The 15,827-nt window shown below is 38.9% G+C and carries 16 protein-coding genes and 6 tRNA genes; 3 read left to right on the top strand and 19 right to left on the bottom strand.

From position 1 onward, the window contains the following. Positions 1 to 30: 30 nt before the first annotated feature. The 13 genes from rpoB to LC115_06040 form a co-directional block, all read right to left on the bottom strand. Positions 31 to 3,831: a DNA-directed RNA polymerase subunit beta gene (gene rpoB / locus LC115_05980; GenBank protein MCZ2356228.1), complete on the bottom strand. Its 3,801-nt coding sequence runs from the start codon at positions 3,829 to 3,831 to the stop codon at positions 31 to 33. Positions 3,832 to 4,008: 177 nt separating this feature from the next. Beyond that, entirely contained in the window at positions 4,009 to 4,389 is a 381-nt protein-coding gene (gene rplL / locus LC115_05985) for a 50S ribosomal protein L7/L12 (GenBank protein ID MCZ2356229.1), read from the bottom strand. 30 nt (positions 4,390 to 4,419) lie between these two features. Beyond that, entirely contained in the window at positions 4,420 to 4,944 is a 525-nt protein-coding gene (gene rplJ / locus LC115_05990; protein ID MCZ2356230.1) for a 50S ribosomal protein L10, read from the bottom strand. 2 nt (positions 4,945 to 4,946) lie between these two features. Then, positions 4,947 to 5,645: a 50S ribosomal protein L1 gene (gene rplA, locus LC115_05995; protein ID MCZ2356231.1), complete on the bottom strand. Its 699-nt coding sequence runs from the start codon at positions 5,643 to 5,645 to the stop codon at positions 4,947 to 4,949. A 20-nt stretch (positions 5,646 to 5,665) separates the two neighbouring features. After that, on the bottom strand, positions 5,666 to 6,106 hold the full coding sequence (gene rplK, locus LC115_06000) for a 50S ribosomal protein L11 (protein MCZ2356232.1): 441 nt from the start codon (positions 6,104 to 6,106) through the stop codon (positions 5,666 to 5,668). Between the two features lie 18 nt (positions 6,107 to 6,124). After that, a complete protein-coding gene (nusG, locus tag LC115_06005) occupies positions 6,125 to 6,703 on the bottom strand; it encodes a transcription termination/antitermination protein NusG (protein MCZ2356233.1) in 579 nt (192 codons plus the stop codon). A gap of 9 nt (positions 6,704 to 6,712) precedes the next feature. Then, positions 6,713 to 6,904, bottom strand: a complete 192-nt coding sequence (gene secE / locus LC115_06010) for a preprotein translocase subunit SecE (protein MCZ2356234.1) — start codon at positions 6,902 to 6,904, stop codon at positions 6,713 to 6,715. Between the two features lie 11 nt (positions 6,905 to 6,915). Beyond that, positions 6,916 to 6,991 (bottom strand) — tRNA-Trp (locus tag LC115_06015). A gap of 10 nt (positions 6,992 to 7,001) precedes the next feature. Then, complete coding sequence (tuf, locus tag LC115_06020) at positions 7,002 to 8,189, bottom strand: elongation factor Tu (GenBank protein ID MCZ2356235.1); 1,188 nt, start codon at positions 8,187 to 8,189, stop codon at positions 7,002 to 7,004. Positions 8,190 to 8,225: 36 nt separating this feature from the next. Beyond that, positions 8,226 to 8,298, bottom strand: a tRNA-Thr gene (locus LC115_06025). A 10-nt stretch (positions 8,299 to 8,308) separates the two neighbouring features. After that, positions 8,309 to 8,381: transfer RNA gene (locus LC115_06030), tRNA-Gly, on the bottom strand. A gap of 5 nt (positions 8,382 to 8,386) precedes the next feature. Next, positions 8,387 to 8,471, bottom strand: a tRNA-Tyr gene (locus LC115_06035). Positions 8,472 to 8,500: 29 nt separating this feature from the next. After that, a tRNA-Thr gene (locus LC115_06040) sits at positions 8,501 to 8,573 on the bottom strand. A 185-nt stretch (positions 8,574 to 8,758) separates the two neighbouring features. On the opposite strand from LC115_06040, the gene LC115_06045 reads away from it, so the two are divergent. Both LC115_06045 and LC115_06050 read left to right on the top strand, forming a co-directional pair. Then, positions 8,759 to 9,007, top strand: coding sequence for a DUF3098 domain-containing protein (locus tag LC115_06045; protein MCZ2356236.1), 249 nt, complete (start codon positions 8,759 to 8,761; stop codon positions 9,005 to 9,007). Positions 9,008 to 9,026: 19 nt separating this feature from the next. Then, positions 9,027 to 10,031, top strand: coding sequence for a GTPase domain-containing protein (locus LC115_06050; protein MCZ2356237.1), 1,005 nt, complete (start codon positions 9,027 to 9,029; stop codon positions 10,029 to 10,031). A 4-nt stretch (positions 10,032 to 10,035) separates the two neighbouring features. Here LC115_06050 and LC115_06055 read toward each other — a convergent pair whose 3' ends face one another. The 5 genes from LC115_06055 to LC115_06075 all read right to left on the bottom strand — a co-directional run bounded on the left by LC115_06055 (position 10,036) and on the right by LC115_06075 (position 14,814). Then, entirely contained in the window at positions 10,036 to 11,565 is a 1,530-nt protein-coding gene (locus LC115_06055) for an NFACT RNA binding domain-containing protein (protein ID MCZ2356238.1), read from the bottom strand. Beyond that, entirely contained in the window at positions 11,538 to 12,716 is a 1,179-nt protein-coding gene (locus LC115_06060) for an amidohydrolase family protein (protein MCZ2356239.1), read from the bottom strand. Before LC115_06060 ends, LC115_06055 begins: the two co-directional genes overlap by 28 nt. After that, positions 12,700 to 13,050 carry a carboxymuconolactone decarboxylase family protein gene (locus LC115_06065; GenBank protein MCZ2356240.1) on the bottom strand — a complete coding sequence of 117 codons (351 nt, stop codon included), beginning with the start codon at positions 13,048 to 13,050 and terminating at the stop codon, positions 12,700 to 12,702. Before LC115_06065 ends, LC115_06060 begins: the two co-directional genes overlap by 17 nt. Before the next feature lie 6 nt (positions 13,051 to 13,056). Next, entirely contained in the window at positions 13,057 to 14,061 is a 1,005-nt protein-coding gene (locus tag LC115_06070) for a DHH family phosphoesterase (GenBank protein MCZ2356241.1), read from the bottom strand. Positions 14,062 to 14,157: 96 nt separating this feature from the next. Then, positions 14,158 to 14,814, bottom strand: coding sequence for an NAD-dependent epimerase/dehydratase family protein (locus LC115_06075; GenBank protein ID MCZ2356242.1), 657 nt, complete (start codon positions 14,812 to 14,814; stop codon positions 14,158 to 14,160). Between the two features lie 252 nt (positions 14,815 to 15,066). Here LC115_06075 and LC115_06080 point away from each other — a divergent pair. Next, positions 15,067 to 15,153 (top strand) — tRNA-Ser (locus LC115_06080). Here the strand turns inward: LC115_06080 and LC115_06085 are convergent. After that, the gene (locus tag LC115_06085) at positions 15,144 to 15,818 is read right to left on the bottom strand and encodes an ABC transporter ATP-binding protein (GenBank protein ID MCZ2356243.1); all 675 of its coding nucleotides are present in this window, start codon (positions 15,816 to 15,818) and stop codon (positions 15,144 to 15,146) included. The genes LC115_06080 and LC115_06085 overlap by 10 nt on opposite strands. Positions 15,819 to 15,827 lie beyond the last annotated feature (9 nt).

A 15,827-nucleotide genomic window follows, 5' to 3' on the forward strand; every position in this document is an offset into this window, starting at 1 on the left:
CATAGCCTGTTTTCTTTTTGAAGTTTTTGGTTATTCGAGTGTTATTTCTAATGCGAGACCACGTAGCTCATGGAGGAGTACGTTAAAAGATTCTGGGATACCGGGTGTTGGGGGCGGATCTCCTTTTACAATAGCTTCATAGGTTTTTGCCCGACCAATAACATCATCGGATTTAACCGTAAGGAGTTCTCGTAAAATATGGGATGCTCCGAAGGCTTCCAATGCCCACACTTCCATTTCTCCGAAACGTTGCCCTCCGAATTGAGCTTTTCCGCCCAGAGGTTGCTGTGTAATCAGAGAATAGGGGCCAATAGAGCGGGCGTGCATTTTATCATCCACGAGGTGGGCTAATTTTAGCATATAGATAATGCCTACGGTTGCCTGTTGGTCAAATGGGTCTCCGGTACGTCCGTCATAGAGTTGGGTTTTTCCGTATTCAGGAAGGCCGGCCTGCTGAAGTTGCATATTTATATCGTCTAAACTTGGCCCGTCAAATACTGGGGTTGCAAATTTGACGCCCAACTTTTTGGCTGCCCATCCAAGAATGGTTTCATAGATTTGGCCTAAGTTCATCCTAGAAGGTACACCTAATGGGTTTAGGACAATATCAACGGGTGTGCCGTCTGCGAGATAGGGCATATTTTCGCGTTTTTCGATTCGTGAAACGATCCCTTTATTGCCGTGCCGGCCGGCCATTTTGTCGCCTACCTTGAGCTTTCTTTTATTAGCTACATAAACCTTAGCCATTTTTAAAATACCGGTGGGCAATTCGTCTCCCACGCTGATTTGATACTTAATACGTTTATATTTTGCATCAATATCATTATATTTTTCTCGATAGTTTTGGAACAAGCTACTTACTAACTGGTTTGTTTCTGCGTCCTTTGTCCAGTTTTGGTAAGTAACTTCCATATAATTAATGGTGTCCGGTGCGAGGGCTTTATCAGTAAATTTCTTGCCTTCGGGAATTACGTCTTTTCCGTGTTGGTCTTTTACGCCGGCAGATTTATGCTCACCGAGTATTATTAACAGTTTTTCTGTCATTTTGCGGTGAAGTTCTAAGTTTTCGATATTCAGGATGTTATCAAGCTCTTCTATTTTTGTTTTGTCTTTATTTTTAGAGCGAGCGTCTTTTTTTTCCTTACTAAATAACTTATTATCAATAATAACGCCTTTGGCAGAAGGGGGTGCTTTTAAGGAAGCGTCTTTAACATCTCCGGCTTTATCTCCAAAGATAGCTCTAAGCAGTTTTTCTTCGGGAGTTGGGTCGGTTTCTCCTTTTGGGGTGATTTTTCCGATGAGAATGTCTCCCTCTGATATTTCTGTTCCAATTTTAACCAATCCATTTTCGTCAAGGTTACGTGTAGCGTCATCACTTACGTTGGGGATTTCGTTGGTTAGTTCTTCTTGGCCAAGTTTTGTATCTCTAACTTGCAGTTCATATTCTTCTATGTGGATAGAGGTAAAAACATCTTCCGAAACGACTCTTTCTGAAATTACGATTGCGTCTTCAAAGTTGTATCCTTGCCAAGGCATGAAAGCTACGAGTAGATTTTTCCCGATAGCTAATTCTCCTTGGTTTGTAGAATAACCTTCTACCAAGATGTCTCCTTTTTTAACGCTATCACCGGTTTTGATGATTGGGCGTAAATTAACGCAGGTATTTTGGTTTGTTCTGCTAAATTTGGTGATATGATACTCAGTAACTTCACCATTAAAATTCAGTAGTTTTTGTTTTTCGTTTTGTGTATATCGTATTTTGATAATTTTACCATCTACGTATTCTGCAATGCCGTCTCCTTCAGCTACGATAAGTGCTCGGGAGTCAAGGGCGGCTATTTTTTCTAAACCTGTGCCTACAAGCGGTGCATCTGCGCGAAGAAGTGGTACAGCTTGACGTTGCATATTAGAACCCATCAAAGCTCGATTGGCATCATCGTGCTCTAAAAAGGGAATTAATGATGCTGCAAGGCTCACAATTTGGTTTGAAGAAACATCTAAGTAATGAACTTCTGCGGGGTCAACTTCTGGAAAATCACCTTCTTTTCTGCATTTTACTCGTTCTGAAGTAATTTCTCCTGCTGCATTGGTTTGAGTGTCTGACTGGCCAATAACTTTTCCTTCTTCTTCTTCTGCACTAAGATATTGGATTTTATTGATTAGTTTTCCTTCTTCTGCTTTCCAGTAAGGTGTTTCAATAAATCCAAGGTCATTTACCTTAGCGAACACACATAAAGAGGATATTAAACCGATGTTAGGTCCTTCTGGGGTTTCGATGGGGCATAGCCTTCCGTAGTGGGTGTAATGAACGTCTCGCACTTCAAAGCCTGCTCTTTCTCTGGATAAACCGCCCGGCCCTAATGCAGAAACACGTCTTTTATGGGTGATTTCTGCCAATGGGTTAGTTTGGTCCATAAATTGGCTAAGCTGGCTGGTACCAAAAAAAGAATTGATAACTCCGGATAGGGTTCGAGCATTGATAAGTTCCGAAGGCGTAAAGTCTTCTGTGTCCCGAATATTCATACGCTCCCGGATAGTTCGAGCCATACGGGCTAAGCCTACGCCAAATTGAGCATAAAGTTGTTCCCCAACAGTACGTACCCTCCGGTTACTTAGGTGGTCAATATCATCGGTTGTAGCTTTATTATTAAGTAGTTCAACCATATACTTAATAATTTCGATAATATCGTGCTTCGTAAGTACGCGGCTTTGTTCGCTATTGCTAAGTCCTAAGCGTTTGTTTAGCCGATAACGACCTACTTCGCCTAAGTCATAACGTTTATCAGAGAAAAAGAGGTTATCAATACTTCTTCGGGCTGTTTCTTGGTCTGGAGCATCTGCATTCCTAAGCTGCCGGTATATCATACTAACGGCTTCACTTTCGGAGTTAGAGTTATCTTTTTGTAAGGTATTTAGAATGATGGAATATTCTTTAATCTGCTCATCATTTTTCAAAAAGAATACTGTTTTTTGTCCGGAGTCTATAATTAGCTCAATATCTTCTTCTCTTAGCTCATATTCTCTGTCAAATACAACATCGTTTCTGGTAACGATAACCATGTCTCCGGTATCTTCATCTACGAAATCCTCTGTCCATGTACGTAATACCCTAGCGGCAAATTTTCTGCCGACACATTTTTTGAGGTCTTTTTTGGTAACTTTTACTTCTTCAGAAAGCTCAAATAGATCGAGAATATCCTTATCTGAGGAAAATCCAATAGCTCGCAAAAGAGTTGTGATTGGAAATTTCTTTTTTAAATCAATGTAGGCATATAAGACATTGTGAACATCTGTGGAGAACTCTATCCATGATCCTTTGAATGGGATAACACGTGCGGAGTATAGTCGGGTTCCGTTTGGATGAATGCTCATACCGAAGAAAACGCCGGGAGATCGGTGTAACTGGCTAACAATAACGCGCTCAGCCCCATTGATGATAAAAGTACCACTGGGGGTCATATAGGGAATGTTAGCTAAATATACTTCGTTTTCTTTTGGTACAAAGTCTTCATTATCAGCATCTTTAGAGTAAAGATATAATTTTGCTTTTAGAGGAACAGCATACGTGAGGCCACGTTCTTTACATTCTTCGATGGTGTGTTTAGGAGGGTCAATATGGTAGCTTTTATACTCTAACACGAAGTTTTCACGTGCGTCTGTAATCGGAAAGTTATCATTAAATACCTTGTGAAGCCCTTCTTCAGCCCGTTTATCGGGGGGCGTTTCTAACTGCATAAACTCTTTAAAAGAGTCTATTTGGACTTCTAATAAATCTGGAATAGCTACATCACGGTCAAACTTAGAGAATGATATTCTTCCGGTATTTCTCAATGAGGCTACTCTTTCTTTATCTGAATCGTTATAAATTATCGGATTTGCCAATTTGTATGTCTTTTAAAGGTTTTGAAAATATTTTTTCAAGTTTTAAATATATAAAAACGATGTTAGGCGCAGTAAATTACTGCGTCTAACATCGTTTTTATAAAGCTGGTTATCAGCTGAAACACGTTATTTAATTTCCACTTCGGCACCAGCTTCGGCAAGTTGTGCTTTGATGCTTTCAGCTTCTTCTTTTTTGATTTTTTCTTTGATTGGCTTAGGAGCGGAATCAACCAATTCTTTAGCTTCTTTTAAGCCTAAGCCGGTGATATTTTTGACTACTTTAACAACTTCGAGTTTTTTATCCCCTACTTTGGCTAATATAGCATCGAACTCTGTTTTTTCGGGAGCTTTTTCTTCGGTAGCACCACCGGTACCACCCGCTACTACTACCGGAGCTGCTGCTGCCGGTGTAATGCCGTACTCATCTTTTAAAATTTGAGCAAGTTCGTTTACTTCTTTAACAGTCAAATTGACTAATTGTTCTGCAAATGTTTTAAGGTCTGCCATTGATTTTGTGTTTAATTGTTGTTTATTTTTTTATTCGGAACGTTCAGAAAGAGTTTTAAGAATACCTGCGATATTGCTTCCGCCGGATTGAAGGGCACTGATAACATTTTGTGCCGGACTTTGTAGCATAGCAATAACTTCACCGATAAGTTCTGATTTAGATTTTAGTGTGGATAAATCTTTTATAGATTCATCTCCTAAGAAAATAGCTGAGTCAATAAATGCGCCTTTCAGGGCTGGGCTTTTTGCTTTTCCCCGAAATTTTTGAAGCATCTTAGCTGGTTCGCTGATATTTTCATCAATAAACAGCACCGCAGAAGATTGTTTTAAAGCTGGAAATACACCAGAGTAATCTATATTTTGCCGTTCTAAGGCTTTTTTAATCAGTGTATTTTTAGCAACCCGTAGTTTTAATTTAGAGTTAAAACACAAAGCGCGGAATTTGTTGATTTTGGATACAGGCAATCCAGATGTATCTAAAACATAAAAGTTTGGGTTTTGGGCAAATACTTCCGTTAGTTCAGATAAGATTGCGTTTTTTTGTTCTTTTGTCATAATTAAATGCCGTGAATTGTGGATTTATCAATTTTTACACTTGGGCTCATTGTAGAAGAAACATGAACACTTCTAAGATAAGTGCCTTTTGCGCTACTTGGCTTTAGTTTATGGATTACGGAAATTAGCTCTGTGGCATTTTCCACAAGCTGTTGCGGGGTAAAAGTTACTTTTCCGATAGAGGTATGGATAATCCCAAAACGATCTACCTTAAAGTCAATTTTACCTGCTTTTACTTCGGTTACAGCCTTTCCCACATCTGCGGTAACTGTACCGCTTTTGGGGTTTGGCATCAGACCTCTTGGTCCTAATATCCTACCGAGACGCCCTACTTTGGCCATAACATCTGGTGAGCAAATGATGACATCTACATCTGTCCAACCCTTTTCTATTTGTTGGATATAGTCATCAAGGCCTACGTGGTCTGCACCTGCTGCTTTAGCTTCGGCTTCTTTGTCTGAGGTAGTTAGCACTAACACTCGAACAGTTTTTCCTAAGCCGTGCGGTAGCGTTGCTACGCCACGTACCATTTGATTTGGCTGTTTAGGGTCAACTCCCAATCGAACATCAATATCCACAGAGGCATTGAATTTCGTGAAGGTAATACTTTTAATTAGCTCAATTGCTTGAGTTAATGAGTAGTTCTTCGTTGCATCTAAGGCACGTTGAGCCTTTTGCTGGTTTTTCGTTAACTTTCCCATTGCCGTTTGTCTTAATTATGTTAGTTCCAGGGTGCTTTTCCTTCTACTGTAATTCCCATACTTCGAGCAGTACCTGCTACCATACGCATAGCAGACTCGAGTACAAAGCAATTTAGGTCTGGCATTTTAATTTCTGCTATTTCTTTTACTTGATCCCAACTAACTTTACCTACTTTTTTACGGTTAGGTTCGGCTGATCCTTTTTCTATTTTAGCAGCTTTCATCAGTAGTATTGTTGCAGGAGGGGTCTTGATAACAAAATCAAAACTTTTGTCTGTATAGACAGTAATAATTACCGGTAAAATTTGTCCAGCTTTATCTTGGGTTCTTGCGTTAAATTGCTTACAGAAGTCCATGATATTAACCCCCTTAGAGCCAAGAGCCGGCCCTATCGGTGGGGATGGGTTCGCAGCACCGCCTTTTACCTGTAGTTTAATGTAGGTAGCAATTTCTTTTGCCATTTTATAAGTCTTATATTGTTAATTTATTTTTTCTACTTGAACAAAGTTAAGTTCTATTGGTTGATCTCTTCCGAAGAATTTAACCATTACTCGCAGTTTACGTTTGTCTTCTAATACTTTTTCTACTATTCCGTCAAAGTCTTTAAAGGGTCCATCCATAACTTTTACTTGTTCTCCAACAGTATAGGGGTTTTCGGGGATTTCTTCTCGCCTAGAAAATTCTTCTACATGGCCTAGTAAAGCATCAATTTCAGATTTTCTGAGTGGTATAGGGGGATTTTGGTCGCTTCGTTTACCTCTTTTTTCGGAACCTAAGAATCCGATTACACCGGGTATATCTTTAATCATTTGAAGTACTTCACCTTGTATATGTGCGCACATGATAATATAGCCCGGTAGATAGATACGTTCCCGAGAAATCTTTTTTCCGTTCCGAACTTCAAATACTTTTTCTATGGGTATTAGAATTTGCGGGATTTTATCCTGCCAGTTTAGACGGTCGCGCTCCAATTCGATATGTTTTTTTACTTTTCTCTCTTGGCCGCTTACTGTTCTAATAACATACCACTGCTCACCTGCCGAAGGCTGAACTTCCATGACTTTATATCAAAACAAATTGTAGATAAATCGAAGTCCTGTATTAAACACTGTGTCATACAAGGCTATTACGATAGCAACCAACAATGATGCAACCAAGACGGCAAGTGTGCTAGATTGCAACTCCTCGAAAGTTGGCCACTGTACTTTGTAGAGTAGCTCATCTGTGTAGAGTTTAAGGTAATTTTTTAACTTGTCCATTGGTTATATGCTGGCACGGGTGGTAGGAATCGAACCCACAACCAACGGTTTTGGAGACCGCTACTCTACCTATTGAGCTACACCCGTTTTTTATGTGTTAAACAAGAATTTCAGTTACTTGTCCTGCGCCGATTGTCCGCCCACCTTCACGAATAGCAAAACGTAAGCCGGGTTCCATCGCTATAGGATAAATAAGTTCTACAAAAATAGTTACGTTATCACCAGGCATAACTACTTCTACGTTTTCTGGCAATGTGATTGTACCAGTAACGTCCGTTGTACGGAAATAGAATTGTGGACGATAGTTTGTTTTAAACGTTGTATGACGGCCACCTTCTTCTTTCTTTAAGACGTAGATTTCAGCTTTGAATTTTTGATGTGGCTTAACGGAGTTTGGTGCACAAATAACCATACCGCGTGTGATTTCATCTTTATCAACACCACGAAGTAGCAGCCCTACGTTATCACCAGCTTCACCGCGATTCAATGTTTTACGGAACATTTCAACACCTGTAACAACAGATTTTAGGTTTTCGGCATTTAATCCGATAATATCTACTCCATCACCAGAGTTAATTACGCCACGCTCAATACGGCCGGTTGCTACTGTGCCACGACCGGTAATAGACAACACGTCTTCAACCGGCATTAAAAATGGCTTATCAATAGTACGTACTGGAATTGGGATGTAGGTATCTACAGCCTCCATCAATTCAAGGATTGTTTTCTCCCATTGTGTTTCGCCATTTAAAGCACCTAATGCTGAACCGCGAATGATAGGGGTATTGTCTCCGTCAAAATCATAAAAACTTAATAGTTCCCGAACTTCCATTTCTACAAGGTCTATTAGTTCTGGGTCATCAACCATATCCACTTTATTTAGGAATACTACTATTCTGGGTACTCCAACCTGACGAGCTAATAGGATGTGTTCGCGGGTTTGTGGCATCGGGCCGTCTGTAGAGGCTACTACGAGTATTGCACCATCCATTTGGGCAGCACCGGTAACCATATTCTTAACATAGTCAGCGTGTCCAGGGCAGTCCACGTGAGCATAGTGACGGTTAGCAGTAGAATATTCTACGTGCGATGTGTTGATAGTGATACCACGTTCGCGCTCTTCTGGAGCGTTATCTATAGATGCGAAATCGCGAAATGCTGTTAAACCTTCTTTGGCTAATACTTTGGTAATAGCTGCAGTTAAGGTCGTTTTTCCGTGGTCAACGTGACCGATCGTACCAATGTTTACGTGAGGTTTGGAACGATCAAATACTTCTTTTGCCATAATAATGTATGTGCTTTGTAGTGCAATTTTAGGTTGAGCCAATGACCAGAATCGAACTGGTGACCTCATCCCTACCAAGGATGTGCTCTACCTACTGAGCTACATTGGCTTATAGATAGAGCGGGAGACGAGGCTCGAACCCGCGACCCTCAGCTTGGAAGGCTGATGCTCTACCAACTGAGCTACTCCCGCTTATCTGGTGGGGGAAGGTGGATTCGAACCACCGAAGACATAGTCAACAGATTTACAGTCTGTCCCAGTTGGCCGCTTTGGTATTCCCCCAAATTTCTTTTCTCTTTTAAGACCTATCGAGCCTCCTGACGGACTTGAACCGCCGACCTACTGATTACAAATCAGTAGCTCTACCAACTGAGCTAAGGAGGCTTTTAAATCGAGTTGCAAAGTTCTGACTTTTGGTAATACAATCCAATTATTTTATAGATTAATTTTAAAAAAATATTACAATATACTGATTATTAGTGATAAAAAATCTATTTTATGCTTTCAAGAATACTTTTTACCTTTGCAAATTATATTCTGGCATAAGATTATTCTAAATTTTAGCATACATGAAAAAAAATTCAGCACAATTAAAAGATACTTCTAAGGACACTTTGTACGAACTTCCTTTAACAAAAACCAATTATCTCTTGATACTTGGCGGGATTGCTGTTATTGTACTTGGGTTATTTATTTTGTCAATAGATGACTTTGTTGATGCGCAGCATTTTTCTACTTCATTATACGTTGCGCCCTTGGTTATTATGGCGGGATTCGTGGCGATTATCTTTGCAATTATGTTTCGCCCTAAGGCGTAAATAACTTCCTTTAAATGAAATGAGTCTTCGATGCCCTTATTGCCTAACAGACTTAGGTGTATCTGCTGTGAATAGCTCAGGAAGTTATCAATGTAGTAATTGTCAATCAATAATCCCCAGAACCTACATAGAGCATCGAGATACACCCAAATCTATGGTTGGGGTAGTAGGTTTTTCTGGACATGGTAAAACCTTGTATCTCACATCATTGTTTTCTACATTATCTAAATTCTCTCAGTATTGGCCTAGCTTTTATTATAGAAGTTTAGATGACTACACCCACAAGATTTTATATGAGCAAGTACCTTTGTTTGAAGAGGGAAAACTTCCGGAAAGTACACCAGTAAACTTTCCTAATCCGGCATTAATTCATTATCACGAAATTCCCAGCTTTAGAAACTGTTATATTGGTTTTTATGATACTGCCGGGGAGGTCTTTACGGATGCATCTCAGATATACAGAACCGGTTATTTTGTTGCCCATTCTGACACTATATTGTTTATTATTAGCTTATTAGATTGTAATCAAAACCGCTTAGACGAAGAGATGACAGGGTTATTGGATACTTATATTCGCGCTGTGGCTGATAATCTATCGGTTGATTTAAAAACGAGGCAGCGCATTGTTGTTATCTTCACCAAAGCTGATTTACTTAATGGGGTGATACCCGCAGAACTTTCCAATTCTCTTAAACTTGGTCTAAATAGCTGGTACTTAAATAGTTTATCTGAACGTGTTTTAGAACTAATGGATTTAAGCAATGCCATTGAAGAATGGTTATTACAAGAAAAGCAGTGTAATCGTTTTGTGAATATGCTTCGCGACCAGTTTTTGGAAGTTCGATTTACCTTAGTAGCTTCTATTACAGAGAAAAATGAACAAGGAATTTTTGATTCTTACCGGGTGTTAGACCCTTTTCTGTGGCTATGTAGCTTTACGAAAAATGATTTTTCTTTCAATAGCCAAAATACGGATAACCAGAAAAAATCTTGGTGGCAGCGTATCAAAGAAATTTGGCAGTAATGATTTATAGCATTTCTTTTTCGGGGCGTAACGGAGGTACTAAAATAACTTCTTCTCTATCTAAGGTTACTTGTCCGGGAAGATGCCGTTTGTGTTTTCGGACGTATTTTTTGGGCGTAAAAGACACCGAAACTAAGGTTGCATTTTTAGCTTTGGAAAAATAGGCCGCTAAACCTGCTGCGTATTCTATTACAAAATCCGGAAATTGACTGCCAGATTTTTTCTTAATGATTGTATGTGAGCCGCTTACATCGCGGGCGTGTAGCCATAAGTCATCTTTACGGGCATATTGAACAGTCATTTTATCGTTTGCAGCTGCGTTTTTACCCACCCAAATCGTATAGCCGGCATATTCATATTTTCGATAGGGTAGAATTTCTGTGTCTTCAACCTGTTTTTTTTCCCGAAACAGGTTCTGAAAACGCTCTCGATAATCCTTGAGTAAGGATAAAGTTGTACAACTGTTTAACTCGCTCAACGCAGCATCTACTTCGCATAAACGACCAAAATATTTATCTATTTGCTGGTTAATGTACTCTAACTGAATACGTTGTCGTTTATTTTTTTGGAAATAGCGTTGCGCATTTGCAACAGCAGCTAATTCCGGTTTAAGGGAAATTTCCACCTCCTGTGTGTGCTCAAAGTTCCAAACACACAAAGACTTCTGCTTAGGCTGAATCCCCGGTAAGTGTGCCAAAATTAAGTTTCCAAATAATTCATAAGAGCAATCACTCATCAGTTGTTCCTGATTTTCAGAATCTTGTATTTTATGTTCAAGCCACTTTTTTTCACCAATTAAAGTCGAATTTGTTTGGGTAAATAGTGTTGAAAAACGCCTTAGCCGATAGTTTTCCCGAACAAAAGCTATAAGCCCGGTCTGAAAGTCTGTAAACTCCCGTATTTCCCCTGAAACCGAAGTTGGTTTCACAAGCCAAAACTGAATACCGCCGGATTGCTTTACTAAACATACAGAACCATTTAAACAACTGTTTATCAGGTAATTATTAACTTCTTCCGGTAACTTTCCCTGAGAAATAAGGAAAGTGGCTTCTTGTTTAAGTTGTTTATCATAAATCACAGTAGGAGAGGGGCGGCTATCCGGTAATTGTGATTCCCAGTCAGACGATAGCTTTTTCCTAAAACAATCTATAACTTGGCCGGCTTCAAACAATAGTATATTTGAACGGTTTCCGTACATTTTTATTTGCAAAACAACTTGATTACCAAACAAAAACAAGATACATCTATCGTTATTGGGTACGATTACTTCTTGTATCGGTTGCTGCAAAATATCTTCAAATAAGGTTATTGAATTCTGGTGGGCTCTTTTTAAGCCCTTTTCAGGTACAATATATTGAAATTCAGGTGAGCAGCTAATTCGCCAATAAAAAGCGATATTGGCTATGTTAAATTCTAAAACGAGTTCGTCTTTATTTTGTGAGTAGCAATCACTTAGGGTTATTTTTTCGGATGCAATATTTTTCTGCAATTCATCGCAGAGCCGTTTTAAGCAAAAGTAGGATATATGCTGCATCGGCTGGCAATTGGTTGAACGCTTGTTTCGGAAAGTAATCTTGGTGTATCTGCCTGAATAGGAAATAGTTGGTTAATTCCTGGAGATTTTCCTATTTCAATATTTCCTATTTCGTTTTCCCAACCAAGTGCTTTGGCGGGATTCAAAGTGAGTATATTTAAGATGTCTTTCATCTCAAAGAACGAAGATTCCATCAAGATTTTAGCATCAGCAAGTAAGTCAAGTGAGGTTGTGCCCGCTAAACTATCAGTACCTAAACAAAGTCTTGTTTTTACGTTTAGAAAATTAGAAAAATCAGGTAACCTATTGTTGATAAATAAATTAGCACGTGGGCAAAGACAAAAATAACTTTTGGGAAATAGTTGTATTAAAGCCTCAATTTGCTTATTGGTTAGCCATACATTATGAACCCACAGAATAGCAGCATTTTGGGGCATTCCGGCAGAGATATGTTGAATAGGATTTTGACGGTAAAATTCGGCGGCTATGGGGATTCCCCAACGGGAAAATAAATCCCACAATGCACCTTTTTGCTGGTCATACAACTGCATTTCTTCCTCAGACTCAAATAGATGAACGGAGTAAACTTTTTCCAATCGTTCTTGGGTATAAGCTAATAACTTAGTAGCAACCGAGTAAGGCGCATGAGGCGTAACGCTGGCTGTCGAAAATTGAGTAGTTAGGAAATTTATTGTATCTATTTGATTCTGAGCGGACTTATCTGTTAATCCAAAGACTTCTAAGAAATTATGAAACTGTATTTCAGGGAATAATGATTTTGTAGAAATAGTATCTGCGGAATTACATATATCAGCGACTCCCACGACTCCCCTTTTTTTTAACTGCTGAATAGCAGCTATTTGGGATTTATTTTTTTGCTCAGTTGTGGCGATGTTTCGTTTTTGTTGCAATGTTTCAACAAAGCCAGCCATTCCGGTATGCATCGGAATCTGCTCATGTAAGTGGCTGAGTTCTAAATGACAATGTGCATTAATAAAACCCGGAGTAATTAGACCTTCTACAATTCTATCATCGGATTGTGGCTCTTGGTTCAGCTCAATATGAGTAATAACAGCTTGTTCATCAAGCGAAATACGAACCGAAGGCTGAAACGTACCGGAAATCCACGCTAACTCACACCAGATTGTCATGCGGGAGGCAATTATCTAAGTATTCATAGGCGCGGCGCAAATGAGGTATCACAATAGAACCGCCTACTAATAAACCTATTTCAAAAGTTTCTGTAATCTCGGCTGGGCTTGCCTGAGCGCGTAAACTTTCTTCTATATGATAACGCACACAATCATCGCAACGCAATACTAATGAAGCAACTAAACCTAATAATTCTTTGGTTTTTTGATCTAAATGCTTAGCTTCATACGTCTGTGCGTCTAAGTGAAAAAAACGTTTTAAAACCAAAGAATCTTCGGATAAAATTCGTTCATTCATTTTTTTTCGGTAAGCTGAAAACTCGGTTGGGTTCATATTGTATTAGTAATTAAGTTGTTCACGATAATCAGGTAAAATGGAGAGGAATTTTTGAACAGTTTGTTCTAAGGAAAGAGAACTTTTGCCGCCTGCGGCATTAAAGTGCCCGCCGCCGTCAAAGTGCAAGGCAAACTGCTGGGCACTGAACTTACCCACACTCCGAAAAGATATTTTCACCAACTCTTTTCTATCAATAATTAAAGAAGCAAAATTAATTCCCTGAATACCAAGAGCATAATTCACCAGCCCTTCGGTGTCGCCGGTTTTAATGTCAAACTCGCGTAACTCATCGGTTGAAATGGCCATATAAGCTGTTTTAAAATCCGGCAAAACCACTAACTTATTGTAGAGGCAATATCCCAAAAATTGAGTACGGTTAAGCGGATAATTACAGTAAATTTCATTAAAAACTTGCTGAATATCAGCTCCTTTTTCAAGAAGGTCTGCAATAGCTCGGTGCACAAACGGCGTAGTTGATTTGTACTGAAAAGATCCCGTATCTGTTAAAATACCGGTATAAAGACAGTTTGCTATTTCGGGAGTTATTAAATGAGCAGAGTCTCTTTCTAAGATAAACCTATAAACGAGTTCGGCAGTAGAACTCGCTTTGGGGTCATAAAAACTATAATGATGAAACCCTTCAGGAAATAGGTGGTGGTCTATCATAAAAGTAGGCTTAGGGTTATTTTTTAAAATAGACTCAATTGCATAGGTTCTTTCTAACCGGTTGAAATCAAGACAAATTAATAAATCAGCTTGCTGTAAGATTTTTTCCGCTTGCTCAATATTGTTTGAACCATCTAAAATTAAATGAGTTCCATATAAAAAATCTAAAAATGATGGAAAATCGGAGGGGCTTAAAAAATTAATATGATGCCCCAAACTTCCAAGATAATGGCCTAAACCAAGCATTGAACCGAGTGCGTCCCCGTCAGGTTTGTGATGTGTGGTAAGAACTAATCGTTTGGGGGTTTCAAGAAATTGATTCAGTGCTGTTAAATTTTCCATTTTACGTAGGCAAAAATACTTTTTTTTCCTAACAACAATAATGCACAAAAAGTTAGTATGAACCCATAAATACAGTTAAAAATTAGGGAAATGAATTTATTTATATAAACCGATATTTTCGGATTCTACTATTACGCAACCTTCTTTTTTTGTTAAGGCCAAGATGTACAGGCACTTAGCGACTTGTTTGGCATGAATGGCGCGTAAACGTCTTAATTTTCCTACCATAAGGCAATGCAGTTTGGGTAATAACCATTGGAATATCAGTTCAGTACTTCTACGTTTGGGCCTTTTTCCCAGCAAAAGCGAGGGTCGCACAATTCCCAAAGAATTAAAGCGGCATGAGATAAGGGCTTGTTCTAAGCGGGCTTTGGTTCTGTTGTAAAAAAAAGCTGAATGTAGAGATGCGCCGGTAGCCGTTATAACCCAAAATCCGGTTGCGCCCTGTTGCAGAACATTTTGAGCAACAAGCATAGGATATTCATAATCAATAGTTTCAAATGCACTTTGGCTGCCGGCATCTGCTAATGTTGTGCCTATGCAGCAAAAAACATCAGTGCAATAAACCTCCGGAAAAGCCTCTTTTAAAGTAGGGAAATCCGTAATAATCTCTCTTATCTTGGAATTATTGATTCCGAAAGGTTTCCTATTAAACAAAATAACTTCATCAAAATCAGTACTTTGTAGTAGAAAATCTACTAAAAAACTACCTATTAATCCACTGCCTCCGATGATCAAAGCTTTTCGGTACATTTTTCTATGTCTAAGAAAAATTAAGATTAGATGTTGGTAAAAATACCTGCGTTGAATATTTTTTTAGAAATGGTATTTTGCAAACATTCAGATTATCAATATATTGCAGAATACTCAGTTTGATTTGGTTTTGATGTTTTTTGAAAAGAGAGAGATTTTGCATGATATTTTTTGGGGAAATAATGAGAAACGATTTTTTAATAAATATTTGGCAGAGAAAAGCAGGATTATTTTTTTAGTTTTGCGGCTGAAAGAGAGTTGTCAGAGTGGTTGAATGAGCGCGACTCGAAATCGCGTGTACGTGAGAACGTATCGAGGGTTCGAATCCCTCACTCTCTGCTCAGTGTTGGTTCAGCCACAAATCTGCCATCTTGAATAAACAATTTACGGTGGGCCATATTGGCAAGTGTTGGGTTATGGGTAGCAATCAGCAAAGATGTTTGCTGATTATCAGCTAATTCTCTGAATAATTGAAACAGTAATTCACTATTTTTAGAATCTAAATTTCCGGTGGGTTCATCAGCCAGAATCAGTTTTGGTCTGTTCATCAAGGCTCTTGCTACTGCAACCCGTTGCTGCTCACCTCCGGAAAGTTCATTAGGCTTATGGTCTTTTCTACCCTCCAAACCTAAAATGGCCAAAAGCTCTTCTGCCCGCTGCCGAGTTTCTGATAACAGTTTTCCGCTAATCAAGGCCGGAATCGTAACATTCTCACAAGCAGTAAGTTCCGGTATTAATTGATGAAATTGAAAAATAAACCCTAACTGCTGATTTCGGAAAATAGCCTGCTGTTTAGCGGACATTTTTAAGATGTCAATTTGGTTAAAGAAAATTTCCCCGGAATCAGGTGTATCTAACGTACCTAATAGTTGTAACAAGGTGCTTTTACCGGCTCCGGAAGTTCCCAAAAGAGATACCATTTCACCGGATTGAATTTCCAATGAAACACCTTGTAAAACACACAAGCTACCGTATTTTTTAGTTAAATTATTGGCTAATAGCATTTTAAAAAA

The sequence above is a fragment of the Bacteroidia bacterium genome (assembly GCA_026932145.1).
GTDB lineage: Bacteria > Bacteroidota > Bacteroidia > J057 > JAIXKT01 > JAIXKT01.